Source organism: Streptomyces sp. WM6378 (assembly GCF_001279695.1).
Classification (GTDB): domain Bacteria; phylum Actinomycetota; class Actinomycetes; order Streptomycetales; family Streptomycetaceae; genus Streptomyces.
On sequence record NZ_LGDD01000288.1, the window covers coordinates 32540 to 57260 of the forward strand.

Annotated in this window: 15 protein-coding genes and 1 tRNA gene; 10 read left to right on the plus strand and 6 right to left on the minus strand. The window is 73.4% G+C overall.

The features are described from left to right. The first annotated feature begins 7 nt into the window (after positions 1-7). Positions 8-2404 carry an ATP-binding protein gene (locus ADK54_RS21760; RefSeq protein WP_053727349.1) on the plus strand — a complete coding sequence of 799 codons (2397 nt, stop codon included), beginning with the start codon at positions 8-10 and terminating at the stop codon, positions 2402-2404. A 94-nt stretch (positions 2405-2498) separates the two neighbouring features. Here ADK54_RS21760 and ADK54_RS21765 read toward each other — a convergent pair whose 3' ends face one another. Both ADK54_RS21765 and tsaD read right to left on the minus strand, forming a co-directional pair. Beyond that, positions 2499-4199, minus strand: coding sequence for a hypothetical protein (locus tag ADK54_RS21765; protein ID WP_053727350.1), 1701 nt, complete (start codon positions 4197-4199; stop codon positions 2499-2501). Between the two features lie 275 nt (positions 4200-4474). Then, the gene (gene tsaD / locus ADK54_RS21770; RefSeq protein ID WP_053727423.1) at positions 4475-5536 is read right to left on the minus strand and encodes a tRNA (adenosine(37)-N6)-threonylcarbamoyltransferase complex transferase subunit TsaD; all 1062 of its coding nucleotides are present in this window, start codon (positions 5534-5536) and stop codon (positions 4475-4477) included. Between the two features lie 191 nt (positions 5537-5727). Between tsaD and ADK54_RS21775 the strand changes: the two genes are divergently transcribed. After that, positions 5728-7287 (plus strand): cytochrome b, encoded by a 1560-nt coding sequence (locus ADK54_RS21775; RefSeq protein WP_053727351.1) that lies wholly within the window; start codon positions 5728-5730, stop codon positions 7285-7287. Positions 7288-7440: 153 nt separating this feature from the next. Continuing rightward, positions 7441-8169, plus strand: a complete 729-nt coding sequence (locus ADK54_RS21780; protein ID WP_078966525.1) for a TetR/AcrR family transcriptional regulator — start codon at positions 7441-7443, stop codon at positions 8167-8169. A 259-nt stretch (positions 8170-8428) separates the two neighbouring features. Here the strand turns inward: ADK54_RS21780 and ADK54_RS21785 are convergent. Continuing rightward, positions 8429-8501 (minus strand) — tRNA-Arg (locus tag ADK54_RS21785). A gap of 365 nt (positions 8502-8866) precedes the next feature. On the opposite strand from ADK54_RS21785, the gene ADK54_RS21790 reads away from it, so the two are divergent. The 7 genes from ADK54_RS21790 (at position 8867) to ADK54_RS21820 (ending at position 17788) form a co-directional block, all read left to right on the plus strand. Next, on the plus strand, positions 8867-10471 hold the full coding sequence (locus ADK54_RS21790; RefSeq protein WP_053727352.1) for a dynamin family protein: 1605 nt from the start codon (positions 8867-8869) through the stop codon (positions 10469-10471). Then, positions 10468-12198, plus strand: a complete 1731-nt coding sequence (locus ADK54_RS21795; protein WP_053727353.1) for a GTPase — start codon at positions 10468-10470, stop codon at positions 12196-12198. The genes ADK54_RS21790 and ADK54_RS21795 overlap by 4 nt, the downstream gene beginning before the upstream one ends. A gap of 232 nt (positions 12199-12430) precedes the next feature. Then, on the plus strand, positions 12431-12967 hold the full coding sequence (locus tag ADK54_RS21800; RefSeq protein ID WP_078966526.1) for a single-stranded DNA-binding protein: 537 nt from the start codon (positions 12431-12433) through the stop codon (positions 12965-12967). Between the two features lie 302 nt (positions 12968-13269). Next, on the plus strand, positions 13270-14676 hold the full coding sequence (locus ADK54_RS21805; RefSeq protein WP_078966527.1) for a Cys-Gln thioester bond-forming surface protein: 1407 nt from the start codon (positions 13270-13272) through the stop codon (positions 14674-14676). Positions 14677-14975: 299 nt separating this feature from the next. Next, a complete protein-coding gene (gene ettA, locus ADK54_RS21810) occupies positions 14976-16640 on the plus strand; it encodes an energy-dependent translational throttle protein EttA (protein ID WP_078966528.1) in 1665 nt (554 codons plus the stop codon). A gap of 6 nt (positions 16641-16646) precedes the next feature. Further along, positions 16647-17099, plus strand: coding sequence for an acyl-CoA thioesterase (locus ADK54_RS21815; protein WP_053727427.1), 453 nt, complete (start codon positions 16647-16649; stop codon positions 17097-17099). After that, entirely contained in the window at positions 17096-17788 is a 693-nt protein-coding gene (locus tag ADK54_RS21820) for a hypothetical protein (protein WP_053727354.1), read from the plus strand. Before ADK54_RS21815 ends, ADK54_RS21820 begins: the two co-directional genes overlap by 4 nt. Positions 17789-17836: 48 nt before the next feature. On the opposite strand, the gene ADK54_RS21825 is transcribed toward ADK54_RS21820, so the two are convergent. The 3 genes from ADK54_RS21825 to ADK54_RS21835 are packed head-to-tail and all read right to left on the minus strand — an operon-like array spanning position 17837 to position 24712. Continuing rightward, positions 17837-18775, minus strand: a complete 939-nt coding sequence (locus ADK54_RS21825; RefSeq protein ID WP_053727355.1) for an ABC transporter ATP-binding protein — start codon at positions 18773-18775, stop codon at positions 17837-17839. Further along, on the minus strand, positions 18772-21489 hold the full coding sequence (locus ADK54_RS21830; protein ID WP_053727356.1) for an FtsX-like permease family protein: 2718 nt from the start codon (positions 21487-21489) through the stop codon (positions 18772-18774). Before ADK54_RS21830 ends, ADK54_RS21825 begins: the two co-directional genes overlap by 4 nt. Before the next feature lies 1 nt (position 21490). Continuing rightward, entirely contained in the window at positions 21491-24712 is a 3222-nt protein-coding gene (locus tag ADK54_RS21835) for an ABC transporter permease (protein WP_053727357.1), read from the minus strand. Positions 24713-24721 lie beyond the last annotated feature (9 nt).

Here is a 24721-nt window from a genome sequence, read left to right on the forward strand (position 1 = left end):
GGGCTCTGTGGAAGCCGAATTGGCGGCGCTCGCGGGAACGGCGGCGACCACGCTGATGGGGCTCATGGTCTCGGAGTCCTGGACGCAGGCCCGGGCCCGGGTGGCGCGCTTCTTCGCCCGCAGGGGCGGGGCGGGCGCGGCGGAGGACGAACTCCCGGATGCCCCGGACGAGTTGACGGCTGCTGCGGGCGCTGACGACGCGGCGGCCGTCGAGGGCGAACTGCGCCGCCGGTTGCGGCGGATGCTGGAGGAGGACCCGGGCGCCGCGCAGGAGCTGCGCATCCTGCTCGCCGAACTGACCGGAGCGGCGGGCTCGGCCCCCGAGGGCCGGGCCGCCCCCGGCCGTCACGCGGGGATCGCCGCCCGTGGACAGCTGCCGTCCGGGGACCGCCCCGACGAGGTGCCGGCCCTGCGCACCCGGTTCATCAACCGTACGGACACGCTCTCGGCGCTCGACGGCATCCTCGCCACCGGCGCGAGCGAGGCCGTCCACGTCGGCGTGCTGGTGGTCGCGGGCCCGCCCGGGGTCGGCAAGAAGGCGACCGTCCGCCACTGCGCGCACCGCTCGCGCGCATACTTCCCGGACGGGCAGGTCTACGTCGACTTCGCCGAGCTGCGCGGCCGGGCGGGCGGCGCGGACGTGTCCGCCGCCCTGGGGATGTGCCTGCGCTCCCTCGGCGTGAAGGAGGACTACCTGCCGCGCACCCTGCCCGAGCAGACCAGACTGCTGAGGGAGCGCACCGGCGGGCGGCGGCTCCTCTTCGTCCTGGACAACGTCGACGCACCGGCCCAGGTGCGAGCCCTCGTACCGAACGGCCCGGGCAGCGCGGTCCTGGTCACCAGCAGTACGTCCCTGGGTGAACTCGCCATGGACGGCGCCCGGTTGATGTCCCTGAAGCCGCTCGGTACGCACAGCGCCCTGGCACTCCTCGCCGACCGCTGCGGCCAGGAGGCGGTCGACGCCGACCGGGCGGCGGCCGAGCGGCTCGTCGAGCTGTGCGGCGGACTGCCCGTGGCCCTGCACGTGGTCGCGGCCCGGCTGCTCACCCAGCGCCGCCTGACGACGGCCGCCCTCGCCGCCGAACTGTCCGACGAGAACCGCCGGCTGTCCGCGATGTCCCTGAGGGGGGAGCACCCGGTGTCCGCAGTGTTCGACGCGTCCTACCGGCAGCTGGAGCCCGAGGCGGCCCGCTGCTACCGCCTGCTGAGCTGGATCCCCGGCCGCACCTTCGAGACGGGAACGGTCGCCGCCGCCCTCGGTACGGACCGGGTCGCCGCCGGGTCGCTGCTCGACGAACTCGTGGAGGCGAGCCTCCTGGAGGAGGCGGGCGAGGACCGCTACCGCTGCCATGAACTCGTACGGCTGCACGCGCGGGAGCGAGCGGAGTCGGAGGAGCCGCAGGGCAGTCAACTGGCCGTGGTGGAGCGGGTGTTGACGCACTACCTAACCCTGACGGCGTTCGCCGACCGGGCTGTCCGGCTCGACAGGCTGCGCATCGCGGACCTGGCCGAGCTGCTCGCCGACAACCCGGACCCGTTCGCGGCCGATGACGCGCCGGACCCGCTCGACTGGCTGGAGGCGGAGCGCGCCAACATCCTGGCCGTGCTGCGGGCGGCCGGTGACCACGGCCTCTGCATGCGGGGCTGGCAGCTGGCGGAGGGATTCACCGTCCTGTTCCTGCACCGCAGGTACGTCGCGGACTGGAAGGAATCGCTGGAGCTCGGCGCGGCCTTTGCCTCGGCCGCGCTGGAACCGGCCGCCGAGGCCCGCCTGCGCAGCCTCCTGTCCCGCCCGCTGATGGACCTCGGTGAGTACGAGCGCGCCCGTGCGGAACTGAACACGGCGCAGGCGTGCGCGGAGGTGGCGGACCACACGCAACTGCGGGCATCCGTCCTGGAGTTCCTCGGCCGGTACTGGGACCGCTCCGACCCCGCGCGGGCCATCGAGGTGTACGAGGAGTCCGTGCGCCTCAACGCCGAGGCGGGCCAGGCGCGGGGTGCGGCCATCGTGACCTTCTTCCTCGGCTGCGCGCAGGACGCGGTGGGCGACTCCGCGCTCGCCCTGGACACGCTGAGGCAGGCCCACCAGGCGCTGCTCGGCCTCGCGGACCCCGATGTGCGGATGGCCGCCCGGGCGACGGACGCGATCGGCCGGGCCCACGGTCACCTGGGGCAGCGCGCGGAGGCGGAGCGCGAACTGCGCGAGGCGGTACGGGTCCTGCGCGAGCAGGGCGCGACCCACTACGAGGCGCAGGCCCTCCTGGAGCTGGCGGACATCGCCCGGCGCGAGGGCGGCGACCGCACCCACCTGCGCGCGGACCTGACCCGAGCGCTGGAGATCCACGAGGCGGGAGGCAGCCCGCTGGCGGAGGAGATCCGGGCGCGGCTGGGGGAGCTGGGGTGAGTCCGGCTCTGCCGGTGCGAGGGGCGGACCGCAGCCGCAGGGCTCCCGCTCAGCGGGATCAATGGGTGGCGCCCCGCAGCCGCAGGGCCCCCGCTCAGCCGGATTGCCGGGCGGCCCGCACCCGCAGGGCGACGTCCTCCGTGCGAGCCGCCCCGATCCGCAACGCCACCAGGGCGTCCGTCAAGGGCCCGCCCGCCCGCAGGCGCGCGTAGACCACAGCGGCCGCGAGGCCCGGGTCCAGGGCCGCGCCGGTCGAGGTGGCCTCGACGATCCGGCCGTCCCGCAGCCCGACCAGGACGCCGCGCGAGTCCGTGGCGACGGCCGTCAGCAGGCAGCCGGGGAATCGCTCCAGGGCGTCGGCGATCCAGCGCAGGGCGCCAACTGCCGTGGCCGCCCCGCCGGGCCGGACGATCACCGAAGCGCTCTCGGCCAGCCGCCGGTCCGGCTCGTCCTCCGCGCAGGCCAGGTGGGCGAACGTATCGGCGCCCTCCTCGACGGCGCCGGACACCGAAGCGGGATGGCGCCGGACGGTGACGACGGGCCCCGAGTCGTCGGCGGACACGGCGGTGGCGACCCGCCACGACCTGCACGGGACGGCGTCGACGTCCGCGCCGCCCAGCGCGGGCGCGCACGGCGCCGCGGTGGCCGGCTCGGGCAGCTCCATGAGGCCGTACAGCGCGCTGCGGAGCCGGGCGTGCGCCTGCCCCGGCTCCGCGAAGGCGCGCTCGGCGACGGGGGAGTAGCGCTGCGGCGCGTGCGCGCGGACGGCTTCCTCGACCTGCCCGGCCAGATCGGCGCGCGGGTCGAGGCGCGGTGCGAGCCGGGCCAGGTCGAAGGCCGCCGTGCCCGGCACCGCGTCAGGGCCGAACGCGGCGAGCAGTACGGGGATGTCGAGGCACGCCCCGTACAGCGTCACCGATCCGTGGTCGCCGATCACCAGGTCGGCGGCGACGAGCGCGGGCCGCCAGGCGTGCACCGGCGGCACGAGCAGCAGCCCCGCGTCGAGGGCGGCCGCCTGAAGCGTGCGGATCTGCCAACTCCCGTGCCCCGCCCAGACGTTGGGGTGGACGACCAGGGCGACCCGGTACTCGTCGTACGGCAGCGCGCGGAGCAGCCGGGCCGGCAGCTCCGGGTCCTGCCCGACGAGGGAGGTGGGCCCCCAGGTGGAGCTGACCACGACGAGCCGCCGCCCGTCGCCGACCCCCAACTCCCTTCGATGGACGCCCCGTTGGCGCATCGCGCCGAGGAGCTCGTCGAAGCACGGGTCGCCGACCGGGAGCGTGCGCCCGGCGGTCTTGGGGTGTGCGGCGAGCAGCTGCTCCTCCTGCTCCGGGTGCGAAACGGCCAGCCAGGCCCGCCCGGCCTCAAGGAGCGCATCCGGTACGAGCCCGGAAAGCCGCTCCCGCGCACTGCGGGAATCGGGCACCAGCTTCTGGAACCCCACCCCGTGCGGCAGCACAAGCACCGGGCAGTCGCCGTCCGGCACGTCGATGTTCTCGCTGGCGGTGACGATGAGGTCGGGGCTGATGCGGCCGAGCTGCTCCCAGGGCATGACCCGGCACCCGGCATCGTGGAGCAGTTGCAGCACGCCGTCGCTGAAGGCGGACGTCAGATCGTAGGCGAACACGACGGAGACACGGCTGTCGTCGCGCACCAGGGTGGGCAGGCACTCAAGGACGCGGACGGTCGACGTCACCGTACGGGCGGCCACGACCAGGGTCTTCTCGGCACGGAAGGTGCGCCACCGGTGGGCATCGGGCCCGACCGGAACGCGAAGGGGCTGGCTAGGGTGCATGGCCACCCCGAAAAGCTACGCGCCGACCGCCCCACTCGCGGCTCGCGGCTCGCGGCTCGCGGCTCGCGGCTCGCGGCTCGCGGCTCGCGGCTCGCGGCTCGCGGCTCGCGGCTCGCGGCCATCGTCGCCTTATCGTCTTTCAAGCTGCGCCACAACCTTTCGGACGGACCTCGGCCGCACTGGCGCGCCTGACTCCCCGTCAACTGGCGCATGCTACCTGCCCGTCCCGCAAGACACTCGCCGGCCCGGCGCCGACCGGGGGAAGCCCGCCGCCGTCAGGCGACCCGCACGCCCCGGGCGACCGGATGCAGGGCCGCGTACTCCAGCGGGGCGGACGGGTCGATGGAGACGTCCAGTGGGGCCGGCTCCGCGCCCGCGCGGACCAGCAGGTCGCCCACCGCCGCGATCATCGCGCCGTTGTCGGTGCACAGGCCGAGCGGCGGCACCCGCAGGGTGATCCCGGCGGCCGCGCAGCGCTGCTCGGCGAGGGAGCGTACGCGGGAGTTCGCGGCGACCCCGCCCACCACGACCAGGGTGTCGACCCCGTGCGTGCGGCAGGCGTCCACCGCCTTGCGGGTCAGTACGTCGGCGATCGCCTCCTGGAGAGCCGCCGAGCCGTCGGCGACGGGGAGTTCGGCGCCCGCGTGCCGCTCGGCCCAGCGGGCGGCGGCCGTCTTGAGCCCGGAGAAGGAGAAGGCGTACGGGTCGTCGCGCGGCCCGGTCAGCGGCCGGGGGAAGGTGACCGCGCCCGCGTCGCCGCCCCGGGCCGCCCGGTCGATGGCGGGGCCGCCCGGGTAGGGCAGCCCGAAGACGCGGGCCACCTTGTCGAAGCACTCGCCCGCCGCGTCGTCCAGCGTGTCCCCGAGATGCGTGATCGGGTCGCGCGCCAGGTCGCGCACGAGCAGGAGCGAGGTGTGGCCGCCGGACACGATGAGCACCATGCACGGGTCGGGCAGCGGGCCGTGCTCCAGGGTGTCGGCCGCGACGTGACCGGCGAGGTGGTGGACTCCGTACAGCGGTACGTCCAGGGCGTACGCCAGTCCCTTCGCGCCCGCGAGGCCGACCTGGAGGGCGCCGGACAGGCCGGGCCCGGTGGTCACGGCGACCGCGCCGATGTCGGACATCCGCAGCCCGGCGTCCTCCAGCGCCCGGTGCACGACCGGGGTGAAGGAGTGGACGTGGGCGCGGGCGGCGATCTCCGGCACGACCCCGCCGTAGCGGGCGTGCTCGTCCATGCTCGACGCCACCGCATGGCCGAGCAGCCGCCCGTTCCGCACGAGACCGGCCCCGGTCTCGTCGCAGGACGACTCGATCCCGAGCACCACTGGAAACCCCACCCCGAACACCCCTTCCGCCTGCACTGCCGTTATTGCAAGTAGTTCGCAATAAGGATAGGGGCGTCGGGGAGGGCGGGACCCCGAGCTAAGTGGGGAAGTGTCCCCGGTTAGTATTCGGGCGTCGGCAAGGGGGTCGAGTGATCAAGCCCTGCCGGCGTCCGACGTGCGCGTCTTCAGCGAGGGGGTTCGGGATGGCAGGCCGTGGAGAGCGGGTCGCCGACTGGGCGGACGGGCGGGTGGGCCTCCACCGGCTCGCCAAGAGCAACATGCGCAAGATCTTTCCGGACCACTGGTCGTTCATGCTGGGCGAGATCTGTCTGTACAGCTTCGTCGTCATCATCCTGACCGGCGTCTATCTGACGCTGTTCTTCAAGCCGAGCATGGTGGAGGTCGTCTACGACGGCTCGTACGTCCCGCTCAACGGCCAGAAGGTCTCCGAGGCCTTCGACTCCACGATGCGCATCAGCTTCGAGGTGCGCGGCGGGCTGCTGATCCGGCAGATCCACCACTGGGCGGCCCTGATCTTCATCGCGGCGATGTTCGTGCACATGATGCGGGTGTTCTTCACCGGCGCCTTCCGCAAGCCCCGCGAGGTCAACTGGCTGTTCGGCTTCGGCCTGTTGTTCCTCGGCATGCTGGACGGCTTCTTCGGCTACTCGCTCCCCGACGACCTGCTCTCCGGCACGGGCATCCGCTTCATCGAGGGCGTGATCCTGTCGGTGCCGGTGGTCGGAACGTACATCCAAATGCTCCTGTTCGGCGGGGAGTTCCCGGGTGCGGACATCATTCCGCGCTTCTACGGCCTGCATGTCCTGCTCATCCCGGGCATCATGCTGGGCCTGCTCGTGGCCCATCTGATCCTGGTCTTCTTCCACAAGCACACGCAGTTCGCCGGGCCCGGCCGCACCGAGAAGAACGTGGTCGGCATGCCGCTCCTTCCGGTGTACGCGGCGAAGGCGGGCGGCTTCTTCTTCCTGGTGTTCGGGGTCACGGCGGTGGTGGCCGCGATCGCTTCCATCAACCCGATCTGGGCGTTCGGCCCGTACCGCCCCGACCAGGTCTCCACCGGCGCCCAGCCCGACTGGTACATGGGCTTCGCGGAGGGGCTGATCCGCGTGATGCCGGGCTGGGAGATCAACGCGTGGGGCCACACCCTGGCCCTCGGCGTCCTCATCCCGTTCCTCCTCTTCCCGACGATCCTCGGCCTGATCGCGGTCCATCCCTTCGTGGAGGCGTGGATCACCAAGGACGCGCGCGAGCACCACCTCCTCGACCGGCCGCGCAACGCCCCCGTACGCACGGCGCTCGGTGCGGCCTGGATCAGCCTGTACGTGGTGACCCTGGCCGGCGGCGGCAACGACCTGTTCGCCACCCACTTCCACCTCTCGCTGAACGCGATGACCTGGACGGTGCGGACCGGCTTCTTCGTGGTGCCGGTACTCGTCTTCGAGCTCACCCGCCGCTGGTGCCTCGGCCTCCAACGCCGCGACCGCGACCTGGTGCTGCACGGCAGGGAGACCGGCCGCATCAGGAAGCTGCCGCACGGCGAGTACGTCGAGGTGCACGAGCCGCTGCCCGCGGAGCGGCTGCACACCCTGACCGCGCACGAACAGCCCGAACCGCTCGCCGACGGGAAGTCGCTGCGGGCCCGGCTGTCCCGCGCGTACTTCGGCGCGGGCGGCCAGGTCGCGAAGGCGACGCCGCAGGAGCGCGAGAGCCTCGACGCCGGGCGCGGGGGCGCCGGACATTGAACGGGGTGCGGTTGCGGACGTCGATGCGCGCCGGGGTCGGTCAGCCGGCCCGCGCCCGGCTGCGGCACGGGCCGGCCGGGACGGTGGGGGCCTGATCGGCAGGGCCCGGCAACCGGGGAGGGGTCCTCGTTTCCCGTTGTAGGGTCTGGCCCCATGGCCCCGCCGGAGAATGAGCAGCAGAACCACCAGCAACAGAACCGTCAGAACCAGAACCATCAGAACCAGAACCAGAAAAAGCCCGCACCCCTGCGGCGGGACGCGCTGCGGAACCGGGAGCTGCTGGTGGCGGCGGCGCGGGAACTGTTCGCTGAGCAGGGGATCAACGTCCCGCTGGACGAGATCGCGAAGCGCGCGGGGGTGGGCAACGCGACGCTGTACCGGCGCTTCCCGGCCCGGGGCGACCTGGTGGAGGCGGTCTTCCACGACGACCTGGCCGCGGTGATGGCCTCCGGCGAGAGGGCGCGCCTGGCGGACGACGCGTGGGGCGCGCTGACCACGTACCTGGAAGGCGTGTGCGCGCTGCTGGCCCGGGACCGGGGCGTCGGCGACCTAATGACCACGGGCATCGAGGGCGCCCCGACCCTGGACGCGATCCACGCCCACAACCACGCGACCCTGAGCGGGTTGATGCGCCGGGCGGCCGAGGACGGCGAACTGCGCACGGACGTGGTCACGGAAGACCTCCTCTTCGCCCTGAGCGCCCTGGGCACCTCGCTCCCCGCGATCGAATCAGTCCGCCCGGGCTCCTGGCGCCGCCACCTGGCCCTCCTCCTGGACGGCTTCCGAGCAGCGGCTCAACGCCCACTGCCGGAGCGGGCGTTGACAGCCGAGGAAACGAACCTCGTGCATCGCGAGCTGGGGGGTGAGCCGCCGGAGCTGTGAGGGCCTCACTCCGTCAGGTGGGCGAGGAGGGCGGGTCGGCGCGCCCGCGCGGGCGGCGGTGAGCCCGCGTGAACCTGACGCGGCCCGGCATGCCGCTGTCGGTGCCGCGCGGGCGAGGGCGACGACGCCGCGGGTGCGCACCCGTCCCGCCAGCGGCCCGGCCAACCCTTACGCCCGTTCTACCCGGCTTTCGCTAGCCTGCCCCCGACCAGCAAAAAGGCCCTCCCGGAGGAGGGCCAAATCGGCACTGGCGCGGATGCGCCCCCGGCAGGACTCGAACCTGCGGCCAAGCGCTTAGAAGGCGCCTGCTCTATCCACTGAGCTACGGGGGCCGGATGGGGCCTCGGTGGCCTGGAGCCCCGGGCGGGCAAGGACGGAGGTCCGGGACGGGTCCCGGGCCGATGACCTTGCCGGGGACAAGGATAGGGCTCCTGTCACCTCGTCCCGGTTGCTTCACCTGCGTGGCACGATGTGGAGGTTCGGTGAAGCGAACCGATAATCGCAGGCAGGTGCGAATCATGCAGCGCTTTTGACGCTCGCGGCGCAGGGTGTTGTGCACTCGTTATGCCTGCGTCCCACTCGTCCCGTGTGTCCCATGTGTCCATTCGGCATGTCCTGGCGGCCTACGGACGCGCGCGGAAGTGGCCATACGCTTCAAAAAGGCGGCAAAATTGGGCATTCTTCGCATGTGGTGACCATGGACGTACGGCCTCAGCTCATCGACGCACTCTCCGCCCTGCGCGACAGTGTCGCCGCCGTGCGTCTCCCGCTGCCCCTGCCGGGTGCTCCACGCGCCCGGCAGACGCGCAGCGAGCTGCTCGCACAGCTCGACGACTATCTGCTGCCCCGGCTCAAGGATCCTGAAGCCCCTCTGCTGGCTGTTATCGGCGGGTCGACGGGGGCGGGGAAGTCCACCTTGGTCAACTCCCTTGTGGGGAGGCGGGTCAGCCAGGCCGGGGTGCTGAGGCCCACCACTCGTACGCCCGTCCTCGTGTGCCACCCCGACGACAAGGACTGGTTCGCGGGGGCGCGGGTGCTGCCCGAACTCACCCGCGTCTGGCTGCCGCAGCAGCAGGACGACGCCGAAGCGGACGAGTTGCCCGGCGGGGACGACGACGGGGCCGTACGCGTCGAGACCGCCACCACGCTGCCCCGCGGGCTCGCGCTCCTGGACGCGCCGGACATCGACTCACTGGTCGTCAGCAACCGCATCCTGGCCGCCGAACTCATCTGCGCCGCCGACGTATGGGTCATGGTCACCACCGCCTCCCGGTACGCCGACGCGGTGCCCTGGCACCTGCTGCGTACCGCCAAGGAGTACGACGCCACGCTCGTCACCGTGCTCGACCGGGTGCCGCACCCGGTGCTCGGCGAAGTGTCGCGGCAGTACGGGGCGTTGCTCACCAAGGCCGGGCTCGGGGACGTGCCGCGGTTCACCGTGCCCGAACTGCCCGAGTCCGCCGGGGCCTCGCACGGGCTGCTGCCCGCCACCGCGGTCGCGGCCCTGCGCGCCTGGCTCACCCACCGCAGCCAGGACCCGGCCGCCCGCCAGCAGGCCGTGGCCCGTACCGCGTCGGGCGCCATCGAGTCGCTCAACGCGCGGATGCCGGAGCTCGCTTCGGCCGTCGCCGCCCAGTACGCCGCCGCCGTACGCCTCACCGGCGCGGTCGAGGACGCGTACGCCAAGGAAGGCGCCCGGGTGCGGCGGCGGTTGCAGGCCGGCGGGGTGCTCGCCGGGGACGCGCTCACCCGCTGGCGCGCCCACCCCGGCGGCGCCTCCTCCGCCGAGCTCCTGGACGCGCTCGTGGACAGCCTCGCCGAACTGCTGCGGTGCGCGGCCGCGGCCGCCGATGAACGCGTCCGTGAGGCGTGGGCGCGCGAGCCGGCCGCCGGTGGGTTCGACGGCGACGTACGCCACCGGGATCCGGAGGACCGGATCGGGCTCGCCGTGCGGCGCTGGCGCAGGGTCCTCGAAGAGCTGGCCGAGGAGGAAGTGCGGGAGATGGAACGCTCGCTGGCCCCCGACCCCGAGACCGTGGCGGCGCTGCTCGCGGCCGCGCTGCTCGGCGGGCGGCGGGCCCGCAGGGCGGGCGAGCGGCTCGCCGAGCGGATCGGCGCCCAGGGCGCGCTGCGACTCAGCGACAAGGGCAGCGAACTCGTCGCCACGTACATCGACCAGGTGCTCGGCGCCGAGCGCGAGCGCCGGCTCGCGCCGCTGGACGCCCTTGAGGTGACGCCCGAGCCGCAGGCCGGGCTGATCGCCGCACTGTCCATGGTGCAGAAGGAGAGGAAAGCGGCATGACGCAGCAGATCGACGACCAATGGGCCGACGGGTTGATCGCGCGGCGCGCCGCCGATCCCGGCGAGATGACCACCCCTGAGGACGAGGAACCCCAGGAGGACGACCTCGACTTCGAGCCCATCGGCGGGCCGTACGTCGGGGCGGTACGGGGCCGGCTCGACGCGCTGCGCGAACTGGTCGCGCTCTCCCGCACCCGGCTCGACGCCGAGGCGCTGGCCGAGGCCGGGCGGGTGCTCGACGAGGCGTCCGCGCGCCAGCGGCTGTCCGCGCGGCACACCGTCGTCGCCGTCGCGGGAGCCACCGGAAGCGGCAAGTCCACTCTCTTCAACTCCCTTGCCGGAAGCCAGATTTCGGACACCGGTCTGCGCCGCCCGACCACGGGCGCGCCCATCGCGTGCAGCTGGACCGACGGCGCCGCCGGGCTGCTCGACCGGCTCGGCATCCCCGGCCGGCTGCGCCGCCGCCCGCTCGACATCGTGGGCGGCTCGGGCGGATCGGGCAGCTCGGGCGGCGACCTGGAGGGCCTGGTCCTGGTCGACCTGCCCGACCTCGACTCGGCGGTCGTCTCGCACCGCCAGGCGGCCGACCGGGTGCTCGCCCTGGTGGACGCGATCGTGTGGGTGGTGGACCCCGAGAAGTACGCCGACGCCGTGCTCCACGAGCGCTATCTGCGGCCCCTCGCCGGGCACGCGGAGGTCAGCTTCGTCGTGCTCAACCAGGTGGACCGGCTGCCCGGCGAGGCCGCCGACCAGGTGCTCGACGATCTGCGCCGCCTCCTCGACGAGGACGGCATGGCGCTCGGCGAACACGGCGAGCCCGGCGCCACGGTGCTCTCCGTGTCCGCGCTGACCGGCCGGGGCGTGGGCGAACTGCGCGAACAGCTCGGCCGGTTCGTGCAGGAACGCGGCGCCGCCGCCCGCCGCCTCGCCGCCGATGTGGACGCGGCCGCCGTCGAACTGCGCCCGCTGTACGTCGCGGACGGCCGGCCCGGACTCGACGAACGGGCCCGCAAGGACTTCGCGGACCGCCTCGCCGCGGCGGTCGGCGCCTCGGCCGCGGGCGAGGCCGCCGAACGCGAGTGGCAGCGCAACGCCCAGCACGCGTGCGGGACTCCGTGGCTGCGGCTGTGGCGCTGGCTCGACCGGCTCCGCGCCCCGGCCGTGCAGCGGCCGCCCTCCGATGCCGAGGTCGAGGATCAGGTCACCGCACGCCAGCGGGTCGAGCAGGCGGTCCGTACGGTCGCCGACGAGGCCTCGGCGGGGCTGCCCGCGCCCTGGGCGCAGGCCGTGCGCGAATCCGCGGTGCGCGGCGCCGAGGGGCTTCCCGAGGCCCTGGACGAACTCGCGGTACGGGAGGAACTGGAGCGCGGCACCTCGCCCCGGCCGCCCTGGTGGCCGGCCGCGGTGCTGGCCCAGATGGTCATGACGGGCATTCAGGTCGTGGGCGGGCTCTGGCTGGTCGGCCAGATCGTGGGCGTCCTTCAGCCGGGGCTCATCGTTCCCGCGCTGGTGATGCTGGCCGGCATCGTGGGCGGCCCGCTGGTGGAGTGGGCGTGCGCGGTGGCGGCGCGCGGGCCTGGGCGGCGCTACGGACAGGAGGCCGAACGCAGGCTCCGGGAGGCGGCCGCGGGCTGCGGGCGGGCCAGGGTCCTGGATCCGGTGTCCGCGGAGTTGCTGCGGTATCGCGAGGTGCGGGAGCAGTACGCCGCGGTCGCGGGGACGGGGTGATGCGGGGCGGCCCCGGCCGGGTTGGGGGGCGCGGCCGAGTGAGCGGGTTTTCCACAACGGGGCGGTAGTCCACAGGCTCCGGCAGGGACTCCCCGTCCGGTCCAGCATGGAGATCGACAGCGCAAGGGTTCGATCGAGTGCCGGGCCGGGCGGGGCTTTTCATTGCCTCGTTCCCGTTCCGGCGTACGAGAGGTCGGACCCACGGGATCTACCCGGTACGGGGGTTGAGGCAGTGAACGAGACGATGGTGACGCTGGTCGGCAATGTGGCGACGCAGGTGGAGTGGCGGGAATCGGCGACGGGCGGGGCGGCCAGGTTCCGGCTGGCGGTGACCGCGCGCCGCTTCGACCGGGAGAAGCAGTCCTGGGTGGACGGGGCCACCAGTTTCTACACGGTGTGGGCGGCGCGGGCGCTCGGGATGAATCTGACGGGCTCGGTCGCGATCGGGGAACCGCTGGTGGTGCACGGCCGGTTGAAGGTGCGGGACGAGGAGCGGAAGGACGGGCCGCGCCGCTTCTCGGCGGACGTCGACGCGGTGGCGATCGGGCACGACATGTCGCGGGGGACCACCGCGTTCCGCCGGGTGTTCAAGGGTGAGGCGGGTCCGGTCGAACGGGCCGGGGTTCAGGGCGTGGAGGGCGGCCCGGCACCGGGCCGCGAGCCGACCGCGTCCCAGGTGGGCCAGCCGATTTCGGCCAACAGTGTCCCGGCAGTGGTATGGGAATCGGCCACATCCACGGCTCCGGCGCCCGCTCCGATGGGCGTCTAGGCGGGGGCACTTGAGGAGGGAGGGAGTGGCGGTGGAGGGTTGGTTGAGCGGTAAAGGTGTCCCGAAACTCCCTTTCTGTACCGGGGATTTGTCGATAAGGCCAGGTGGCACACCCGTTCCGGGATAACGATTCCGAATCAGAATGCTTATCTGATGTCATCGCTGCGGATCGTTGACTTCCGTATCCCTAGGATTCCGGCGTACTCACGGGGCACTTGAGTCTGCCGGTGAGGCACTTCCCCCACGCGCACCCCTGTGCACGCGCACCACATGCGAAAGTGCCTCGCCCGAAGGGGAATTCTGTGTTTTCAGCCGTTCACGGGCGTTCCGCCCGCAAGCGGGGTGCTCTGCGCCTCGCCACCGCCACAGCCGTCTCGGGACTCGTCGCGGCCGGTGCGATAGCCGGCGCCGGTGCGGCCGTCGCGGACACGCCCGACCAGCAGGGCCAGGGCGGCGCGACCGCCACCATCCAGGGTCTTGAGCCCGGCTCGTTCGCCGGCGCCGTCATCACGGGCGACAACGGCCACAAGGAGCAGGTCTCCGCCGGTCTGTTCCGGATGAACGTCGACGGTGGCGGCACGCTGCGCACGTACTGCATCGACATCCACAACCCGACGCAGCGCGAGGCCCAGTACCGCGAGACGCCGTGGAGCGGCACCTCCCTGGCGAACAACAAGGACGCCGGCAAGATCCGCTGGATCCTGGAGAACTCCTACCCGCAGAAGAACGACCTCGGTCAGCTGGCCAAGGACGCGGGCGTCACCGGCAAGCTCAGCAACGGCGAGGCGGCCGCGGCCACCCAGGTCGCGATCTGGCGCTACTCGGACCACGTCAAGGTCGACGCGGCCGACAAGGACGCGCAGACCCTGGCCGACTGGCTGTTCAAGAACGCCCAGGTCGTCGAGGAGCCCAAGGCCTCCCTGACGCTCGACGGCGCGTCGGTGGCGGGCAAGGCCGGCCAGAAGCTCGGCCCGGTCACGGTGCACACCAACGCCGACAAGGTGACGGTGACGCCGTCCCAGGAGCTCCAGGCCGCCGGGGTCAAGGTCGTCGACAAGGCGGGGAAGACCGTAAGCTCCGCCGTCAACAACAGCCAGCTCTTCTTCGACGTGCCCGCGGGTGCCCAGCCGGGCTCCGGCTCGCTGCGCCTGTCGGCCACCACCCAGGTGCCGGTCGGCCGCGCGTTCGCGAGTGACTCCAAGAGCCAGACGCAGATCCTGGCCGGCTCCAGCGACTCGACGGTCAACGCCGAGGCCAAGGCGACCTGGGCCAAGCAGGGCGCCATCCCGGCCGTGTCGGTCAAGAAGGACTGCGCCAAGGGCGGCGTGGACATCACCGTCACCAACAAGGGCGACGAGGCCTTCCCGGTGACCGTCGGTGGCAAGACCATCGCGACGGTCCCGGCCGGCGGCACGAAGTCCGTGCTGTTCCCCGTCGCCGAGGACCAGAAGTACGACTTCACCATCGCGGGCCAGCACTTCTCCGGTGTCCTCGACTGCAAGACCGCGGGCACCGGCCCGGCCCCGTCCTCGAAGCCCAGCCCCGCCTCGGCCGGTGGCAGCTCGACCGGGACCAACGGTGGCACCAACCTGGCCGAGACCGGCAGCTCCAGCGCCACCCCGATGATCGCCGGCGCGGCGGTCGTCCTGGTGCTGCTCGGTGGCGGCGCGGTGTTCTTCCTCCGCAAGAAGAAGGCCGCCGGTCAGTAAGCAGGGCCAGTGAGCGAGCAGTACGAGCAAACGCTGAGCTCAGTGTGAGCGCCCGGTGACGGGCAGCGGCCCCGGTATGCGATCGCGTACCGGGGCCGCTTCGTCGTACCGGGCGAATTCCCGGCCGCGCGGGTCCGCCGGACAGGGTCCGATACCGACAGCCCGTGACAGGCCGACTACAGCGGCGGCCCAACGCCGGGCAGGTCAGCGGTGCACCGCGATACGGGTTTCCCCCCAGGGGTGGCCGTCAGGCAAGATGGGGTGTATCTGCCCACACATCGATTGCCGGACGGTTTCTCTTGGCTGAGTACATCTACACGATGCGCAAGACGCGCAAGGCGCACGGCGACAAGGTGATCCTTGACGACGTGACGCTGAGCTTCCTGCCCGGCGCGAAGATCGGTGTGGTGGGGCCCAACGGTGCCGGTAAGTCCACGGTGCTGAAGATCATGGCGGGCCTTGAGCAGCCCTCCAACGGCGACGCGTTCCTGACGCCCGGCTTCAGCGTCGGCATCCTCATGCAGGAGCCCCACCTCGACGAGTCCAAGACCGTTCTGGAGAACGTCCAGGACGGCGCCGCCGAGATCATGGGCAAGCTCAAGCGCTTCAACGAGGTCGCCGAGCTCATGGCGACGGACTACTCGGACGCGCTGCTCGACGAGATGGGCAAGCTCCAGGAGGACCTGGACCACGCCAACGCGTGGGACCTCGACGCCCAGCTGGAGCAGGCCATGGACGCCCTGGGCTGCCCGCCCGGCGACTGGCCCGTGGTCAACCTCTCCGGTGGCGAGAAGCGCCGCGTGGCGCTCTGCAAGCTGCTCATCGAGGCCCCCGACCTGCTCCTCCTCGACGAGCCCACCAACCACCTCGACGCCGAGTCGGTGAACTGGCTGGAGCAGCACCTCTCGAAGTACGCGGGCGCCGTGGTGGCCGTCACCCACGACCGGTACTTCCTGAACAACGTCGCCGAGTGGATCCTGGAGCTCGACCGCGGCCGCGCCATCCCGTACGAGGGCAACTACTCCACGTACCTGGAGAAGAAGGCGTCCCGCCTCAAGGTCGAGGGCCGCAAGGACGAGAAGCGTCAGAAGCGCCTCAAGGAAGAGCTGGAGTGGGTGCGGTCGAACGCCAAGGGGCGTCAGACCAAGTCCAAGGCCCGTCTCGCCCGCTACGAGGAGATGGCCGCCGAAGCCGACAAGATGCGGAAGCTGGACTTCGAGGAGATCCAGATCCCGCCGGGCCCGCGCCTCGGCTCCATCGTCGTCGAGGTCAACAACCTCTCCAAGGCCTTCGGCGACAAGGTCCTCATCGACGACCTGAGCTTCACGCTGCCGCGCAACGGCATCGTGGGCGTCATCGGTCCGAACGGTGCGGGCAAGACCACGCTGTTCAAGATGATCCAGGGCCTGGAGACGCCGGACAACGGCTCCATCAAGGTCGGCGAGACCGTCAAGATCAGTTACGTCGACCAGAGCCGCGCCAACATCGACCCGAAGAAGACCCTTTGGGCCGTTGTCTCCGACGAGCTCGACTACATCAACGTCGGCCAGGTCGAGATGCCGTCCCGCGCGTACGTCAGCGCCTTCGGCTTCAAGGGCCCGGACCAGCAGAAGCCGGCCGGTGTCCTGTCCGGTGGTGAGCGCAACCGCCTCAACCTGGCGCTCACGCTCAAGGAGGGCGGCAACCTGCTGCTCCTCGACGAGCCCACCAACGACCTCGACGTCGAGACGCTGTCCTCGCTTGAGAACGCGCTCCTGGAGTTCCCCGGTGCCGCCGTCGTGATCTCCCACGACCGCTGGTTCCTGGACCGAGTGGCCACCCACATCCTCGCTTACGAGGGCGAGTCCAAGTGGTACTGGTTCGAGGGCAACTTCGAGTCGTACGAGAAGAACAAGGTCGAGCGCCTCGGTGCGGACGCGGCCCGCCCGCACCGTGCCACCTACAAGAAGCTCACCCGGGGCTGAGTGTCAGTGACCCGTCACATCTACCGCTGCCCGCTGCGCTGGTCGGACATGGATGCCTTCGGGCACGTCAACAACGCGGTCTTCGTCCGGTACCTGGAGGAAGCCCGCATCGACTTCATGTTCCGGCTGCAGCCGGGCGACGGGTCGCCGTCGTTCCAGGGCGGGTCCGTCGTGGCCCGGCACGAGATCGACTACAAGCGGCCCCTGGTCCACCGGCACGAGCCGGTGATCATCGAGTCGTGGGTGACGAAGATCGGCGCGGCGTCACTGACCATCTCCTACGAGATCAAGGAGCCCGGCGAGGGCGGCCTGGTGTACGTCGCCGCGGCCACCGTCGTCGTGCCCTACGACCTGGCGGCGGGCCGGCCGCGGCGGATCACCGCCGAGGAGAAGGCCTTCCTGCTGGAGTACCTGGACGACGGCTCGCGCGACGACGGGCAGGAGCGGGCCGCGGCATGAACGCCGTGCTGCGGTTCGACGATGCCAGGGAGGCGGCGGATCTCGCCGCCTTCCTCGGCCGGCTGATCCACTACGACCGGGCCGCCGCGGTCCGCCTCCAGGCGGGCGGCGGCGCCCTCGCCGTGTTCGGCCGGCCGCCCTCCTTCGAGGTGCTCGCGATCCGCACGGCCCGGCTCCAGGACGACTTGGTCGCCCTGGACGTGACCGTCTCCGCCGGTGAACTCCTCGAATCCCTCGACGAGTCGAGCGCGACCACGACCGTCCCCGAGGCCGTCACCGGGCCGCCGTGGGCCGGGGTGCTCCCGCCGCGCGGCGGCTGGCAGCCGGTGCCGGGGCTGCCCGGACCCGAGCAGATGCGGGGCGCCGTCGCGGCCGCCGTCGCCGAATTCCGTGCCCGGGACGAGGCGTTGCCCGAAGAGCGGCGCACCCGGGCCGAGCGCGAGCTGATCGGGCGCGAGATCTGGTCGCGCACGCTCGGCTCCACCGAACTGCCGCTGCGGGCCGTGCACGCGGCCCAGTCGCTCGGCTTCCTGCGGCCCGTCCGCGCGCTCGCCTCGGCGGGCGCACCCTCCGCGCCCGAACCGGTGGCGCTGTTCGCCTCGGGCCCGTGGCTGCGCCTTCGCACGCCGTACGGGTCCGTCGCGCTGCGCAGGGCCGGCCTCGGCGGGCTGACCGTCACGCCCGCCTGACCCGCCCGACTGTGCCGGACACCCCAACCGCCTTGCCCCGTAAGGCGGTTACTGCTCGTCCGGCCAGATCTGGATGTGGTCGCTCTCCAGCTCCAGGGCCACCCGGTGCTCCATGCTCAGGGCGCGCGTGTACTCCGCGGGGAGCTGGAGGCGCCCGGCCCGGTCGAGCATCGCGTACTCGCGGGCGACCAGGGACTCCTCGCCCGTCGCCTCGTCCACCTGGGTGCGGCGCAGGACCTCCGTCGAGGTGCGGCCGTCGCGGATGGCCACGGTGCGGCGGACCTCGCTCGCCACGGCCTGGTCGTGGGTGACGATCACGATCGTCGTGCCCAGCTCCTCGTTGGCCGTGCGGAACGCCGCGAAGATCTGCTCGCCCGTCGCCGAGTCCAGCTCGCCCGTCGGCTCGTCGGCGAGCAGCACGGACGGGCTGTTGGCCAGGGCCACCGCGATCGCAACGCGCTGCTGTTCGCCGCCCGACATCTGGTGGGGGCGCCGGTCGCGGCAGTGCGCGACGTCCAGCATCGTCAGGAGCGAGTCGGCCCGCTCGGCCTTGCCGCGCTTGGAGCGGCCGCCCCCCAGCTGCATCGGCAGCGCCACGTTCTGAATGGCCGTCAGGTACGGCAGCAGGTTGCGGGCGGTCTGCTGCCACACGAAGCCCACCACGTCGCGGCGGTAGCCGAGCCGCGCCCCGGAGTCCATCGTCAGCAGGTCGCGGCCGGCCACCCTGGCGGCCCCCGCCGTCGGCACGTCCAGGCCCGCCAGGATGTTCATCAGGGTCGACTTGCCGCTGCCCGACGCACCGACCAGGGCCATCAACTCGCCTTCGGTGACCAGGAGATCGAGGCCCTGGAGGGCCTGCACCTCCACGCCGTCGGTCGTGAAGACCCGTACCAGACGGTCGCAGGCGATCAGCGCGTCGTGGCCGTAGGCGGGCCGGTCGCGGTGGGCCGTGGCCCGGCGCTCCAGGTCTTCGAGCGATGTGGTCATCGAGCGTCTCCTGCCCTGAGTTCGGTGATGGCTCCACGGCGGCCGCTCCACCAGGCCTGCGCGGTCGCCACGCCCGCCGCGAGCAGCACCACGCACACGGCGGGCAGCAGCAGCGACAGCGGGTCCGCGCGCAGCTCGGAGCCGACCGGCGCCAGAGTGCTGCTTGTGGCGAGCGCCAGGCCCGCCAGGTCGATGCCGGGCGCGAGCAGCGCGATCGAGGCCCAGCCGGTGAGCGCGCCGCCCACCGCCGCGAGGAACGCCGGCGGCAGCGCCTCCAGGACCAGGAGCGTGCGGCCCTGGCGGCGGGTGAGGCCCATGGTGCGAAGGCGGGCGAGCAGCGCGGAGCGTTCGGGGGCGCCGCGCAGGAGCGAGAGGAGCAGCGCGAGCACGGCCAGGCCCGCGCCCGCCGCGACGGCCGCCGCGTAGATGCGCCCGGCGCCGGTCTGGAGCGGCGAGTCGGCGTACTCCTGCCGCGCCTCGGACCGCAGCCGGACGTTCACATGGCTGCTCACGGCGGCCTTGCGCAGCGCCTTCGCGTCGATGGAGGCGCCGCCCACGAGGAGCGCGGTCGGGTCCTTCGCGCCGAGGCCCGCGGTGTCCACCAGGATGAAGTCGCTCTGCGGTACGGCCGCCGAGCCGTCCCGCGCGGCGACCACCTTGACCGTCACGTCGTAGCCCGCGACGCGCAGCTTCACCGGCTCCTTGCCCAGGCGCTGGGCGACCGAGGGCGAGGCCACGGCGGGCAGAACCGCCTTGCCCTGGGCGCCGGTCGGAGCCTTGATCCGGTCCGCCGGGACGCTGAGGGCGGTGCCCGCCGTGAGCTTCGCGTACGTCGTGGGGTCCACGCCCGCGACCGCGGTCTTGTCGTCGTCCGGGAGCAGGACGGAGTACTCGATGTGGACGGGGGAGACGCCCTGGACGCCCGGGACCCGGGCGACGCGCCCCGGCAGGTCCCTGGGCAGCGGCAGATCGCTGTCGATGCGGGCGTCGGTGCCGGTCGCGTACAGCGCGGCCCGGTCGCGGGCGTCGGCCGCGCCCGCGAGCACCGAGCCGCCGAACGCGGCCGTCGTCAGCGCCGTGAGCAGGGCGAGCAGCGGAAGCACGCCGCCGCCCGAGGCGCGTCCGGCGCGGGCGAGCGACAGGAAGCCGACCGTGCTGCGCAGCCGGGCCGCCGGGCGGGCCGCCCAGCGCAGCGGCAGCGGGTAGAGCCGGATCAGGACCAGCGCCGCGATCACCCCGATGAGCACCGGCGCAGCGCTGACCAGCGAGTCGGCGGAGCCCCCGGCGGTGCCGCGGCGGCGCAGCGCGAACACCGCGCCGGCCGCGAGCACGAGCAGCGTCAGCTCGGCCACCGTGCGCCGCGCGGAGGGCTTCTCGCGTACGAGATCGGCGCGTTCGGCGGCCGAGCGGACCGCGCGGTGGACCAGCGCGGCGCGCACCGGCAGGGCCAGGCAGCCAAGCGCCGCGACCCCGCCGGCCGCGGCGAGCGCGGGGCCGAGGCGGCCGTGCGGCACGGCGAGCACCGCGAGGACCAGGCCGACGGCCGCGGCCGGGACCACCACGACCGCGCTCTCGGCGAGCAGCCGGCCGGCGATCTGGCGCAGCGAGCCGCCGCGGGCCCGCAGCAGGGCGAGCTCGGCGGTGCGGCGCGCGGCGGCGAGACCGCCCGTCATCAGGAGCACCACGGCCGCCACGGTCGCGGTGCCGAAGCCCGCGACCGCGACCACCGGCGTGATCGAGTCGCGCACGGTCGCGTACGAGAGGAGCACGCGGTCGAGTTCGGTGTAGACGCTGGTCGACATGGAGAAGGAGGTACGGATCCGCGAGAGCGCGGGTCCGTTCTGCAGGCCCGCGACCGCCGTCTTCAGATCATCGAACTGACGGGCATTCAAATGCTGGCTGTCCGGGGCGAGTTGGGCGTAGGCCTCGGGTTTGCCGTTGGTCGTGAGCAGGGCCGGTGCGGCGCCGGGGGCGAGCAGCAGGCCGCCGTGCCAGTACATCGGCGGATCCGGCTTTTTGCTGGCGGGCAGCAGTTGCGGGGTGCGCAGCACCGGCAGGACGGACCAGTAGCCCGCCTCCGGGAGCAGCGGCTCCACGATGCCGGTCACCTTGAACGCAAGGCGCGGGCCGCCGAGCGTGTCCACGTGCAGCACCGAGCCCGCCTTGATGTTCAAGGTCCTGGCGGTGGCCGTGGTGACGGCGGCCTCGGCCTCCGCCGACTTCTGGTCGGCCGACCCGCCGGGCAGCCGGCCCGACACCACGCGCGCGTGGGCGGCCAGGTCGGACTGGGTGGCGACGGTGAACCGCGGCGGCACCCGGTCCGGCTTCGGCAGGTACGGCTCGTCGGACTCCAACTGCTGGGTGGTCCGCAGCCCGTACGCCGACTGGGAGAGGTCGGCCGTGAGCGGGGCCGGCACGTTCTTCACGACCGACTCGAAGCGCCGCTTCGTCTCCTGGGGGGAGACCATCGCGGCCCGCTGGTCGTCGGGCAGGGCCAGGCCCGGCGCCCCCGCGACGAACTGGAGGGCGGTGCGGCCCGGCGCGGCCGTGGCGACGGTGCGGCGCAGCCCGTCGTCCTCGTACGTGTCGATCCCGCGCGGGTAGGCCGCGGCGAGCCACGCGGTCACCAGGACCAGGAGGGCGAGCGCGGCCGCGGCGCCCGGCGCGGTCCGCAGCCGGGTGCGCACCCAGGGCGCAACTGCCTTGCCGGACATGTCAGTTGCCCCCTTGGTGCCGCAGCGTGACGGCCGGATCGGTACGGCGCAGCGCGATCGCCGCGACGATGAGCAGCGGCACCGCGGCGACCCCGGCGAGCAGCAGCGCCACCCGGCCGGCCGGCAGCTCGACCAGGACCGTGGGCACCGGCTGGGTCGCCTGGTCGGTCAGCACGATCAGCGGCACCACCGCCCTGGTCAGTACTTCGCCGAGGCCGAGCCCTGCCAGCAGGGCAATCGCGATCAGCACTCCCTGTTCGGCGGCGATCAGCCGGGCGAGCTGGCGGCGCGGGGTGCCGAGCGCGCGCAGCACGCCGAACTCCTGGCCGCGCTCGCGCAGCGACCCGGCGGCGCTCACCGAGAAGCCGACCGCGGCGAGGGCCGCCGCCACGATCGACACGGCCACGAGCGCCGACTGCGGGCCCGCGCCCAGCGGATCGTCGCCCAGCTCCTTGGCGATCTCCGCGCGGGACACGATCTGCGCGGGGTCGGCGTCGGGGCGGGCCTTCAGGGTCGCCGCGGCCGCGGCCGAGCGGTCCGGCGCGGTGGTCAGCCACCACTCGGTGGGGAGCAAGGCGTCGCCCTTGTCCTGGAGGACCCGGTTGACGGCCCGCAGGTCGAGGAGCAGGCCCCCGCCGTCGGAGGCCGCGGTGCCCGCGGGCACCGCGGCCGGGCCGACCGCGCCGCTGCCGGTGGTCGGCAACTGCTTCAGGCGGGCGACGAGCTTCACCCGCAGACTCTGGCCCGCCAGCGGCACGTCGATGGTCTGCCCGACCTTGCTGCCACTGGACTGAAGGAACCTGTCGTCGGCGACGGCGGCCGGTGCGGGCGGCGCGGGGCGCGGCGCGGTGAGCCGCACGGTGCGGGTCACGGACGCGGAGCCCGTCTCCCAGTTCGTGTCCTTGGCGCTCTCGGTGTCCGCCTTCCACCGGCCGGTCGGCGGCACGGCGACGGCGGTCTCCTTCCCACCGGGGCCGGTGGCGCGCAGCCCGTCCAGGGCGATCGCCTGCGGCTCGGCCGCGCCGTCGGGCAGCTCGCGCACGACGGAGAGGCCGGTCAGGAGCAGGGGTCCGGCGGGGCGTCCCGTCGGGCGGCCCGCGGCGGCGGACAGATCGAGGCCGAGGGTGTGGGGCAGGCCGTCCGAGGCCAGCTTGCCGACGGTGAAGGGGAACTGCATCCCGAAGCGGTCCTCCAGCGTCGCCGTCACCGTGCCGGGCGGCCCGCCCGGGGCCCCGCCGGTCAGCCGCAGGTCGAGGCCGATCCGCTCGGTGTCCTGGGGGAGTGCGACACCGGCCGGGGCGTCCTGCTTCGGCGTGAGCGCGGCGAGCAGGTCCTTGGCGGAGCGTCCCGCGAGGTCCTCGCGCAACAGGAAGCCGTCCGCGTGGTGGGTGTCGAGGGCGAGCACCGTGCCCGAGCGCCCGCCGCTCAGTGGCATCGAGCCGCGCGCGGCCGGGGCGACCGCGCTGACCCCGGGGACCGCGTCGTACGAGCCGGCCTGGCCGAAGGGGCTGATGGTGGAGCCGAGCACTCGGATGTCGGTGCCCGCGCGGAAGTCGGCCTGGTCGCTCTGCGAACGGTTCCAGGTGGACGCCTGGCCGAGGGTGAGCAGCCCCATCGCGATCGCGAGGATGAGCAGAAGGACCGGGCCCGCGCCGCGCAGTGGGCGGCGGCTGAACTGCCAGCCGGCCAGCGCCGTCGGCAGCCCGCGCCCGCCGGCCGCCCGGCGTTCGGCGAGCCTGGCCGCGGGCGGCAGCAGCCGCAGGACCAGGACGGTCCCGGCGAGCAGGGCCAGCGCGGGCGCCGCCACGAGCAGCGGGTCGACGCCGAGCCCGCCCGAGGCGACGGTGTTGATCGCGCCGGATCCGGAGGTCTGCCGGTCCAGCTGCCAGTAGGCGACCCCGGCGATCACCAGGAGCCCGATGTCGGCGCCCGCCCGGACCGGCGCGGGCAGCGCGCCGTCCCGGCCGCCCCGGCCGAGGCGGCCCGCCGACAGCGCGGGCGCCACCACGGCCGCCGCGCAGCCCAGCGCGACGAGGACCGCGACCAGCCACACCGTGGCGGTGGCCGAGGTGTCCAGACGCAGTCCGGCCCGCGCGAGCGCGCCCTGCCCGGCGAGCAGCCGGGTCAGCGGGCCCGCGAGGAGCGGGGCGACCAGCGCGGCCGGCACCGCGAGCAGCAGCGCCTCGGCGGCCGCGAGCCAGGTGATCTGGCCCCGCGATCCGCCCCGGGCCCGCAGCAGTTCGGTCTCGCCGGACCGCTCGCTGCTCAGCAGCCGGGCCACCAGGAGCAGCGCGTACCCGGCGAGGAGCACCAGCTGGAGCGCCACGATGAGCAGCGTCGAGCGGGACACGAGCAGGGAGCGCTCGGCCCGGTCGAGGATCTCCGGCAGCGAGGTCACCGCGGTCGCGTTGCCCCCGAACACGGGTTGTTTCAGCAGGGACTTGGGCCCGTCGGTGGCGGCCGAGCGGAGCCGGTCCATGCGGTCGACGCCGATCCCGGAGAAGTCGGCGGAGGCCAGCCACGCGCTCTGGCCCGTACTGACCCGGCCGCCCGCGAGTACCGAGTCGTCGGCGAGCAGCGGCCCGTACGTGGTGAAGTCGAGCTTGCGCATGCCGCGGCCGCCGAGGTCGTCGAGGCGCCAGTACGCGTCCGAGACGTCAACCGCCTTGTAGATACCGGTGATCCGGGCGGTGACGGGCGGGCCGTCGAGCCGATCGGTGAGGGCGAGCGTGGCACCCGGGTGCAGATCGAGCCGCCCGGCCGCGGACTCGGGCAGCGCGACCTGGATCGCGGGCGAGCTGTTGGCGGCGGGCCAGCTGCCCGCGGTGAGGCGGACGCGCGAGCGGTCGATCGCGGCGAACAGCGTGAGGTCGGGGTCGCCGCCGCGGGCGTCCGGCGGTTGCAGGGAGCGCGGCAGGGCGTACGGACCGGATTCGGCCAACTCCCTTGTCGTGACCGGGAGTTGATCGAAGACGGCGCGGGCTCCGGTGCGCACCGCGTCGCCCGCGGCCCTGCGCTGGTCCGGCTTGACCTCGGACTTCACGGCGAGGGCCGCGGGCGCGGCGGAGCGGGTGGCCAGCGTGTGGCGCAGCGCCGCGTCCCCGATGGACCCGGAGAACGTCGCCAGGGCGGCGAGTACCGATGTGGTGAGCAGCACTGCGAGCAGCGCCGCGATCAGCAGCAGCCGGTGCGCACGCACCCGCAGAAAGACGAACCCCGGCACACGGCCCCC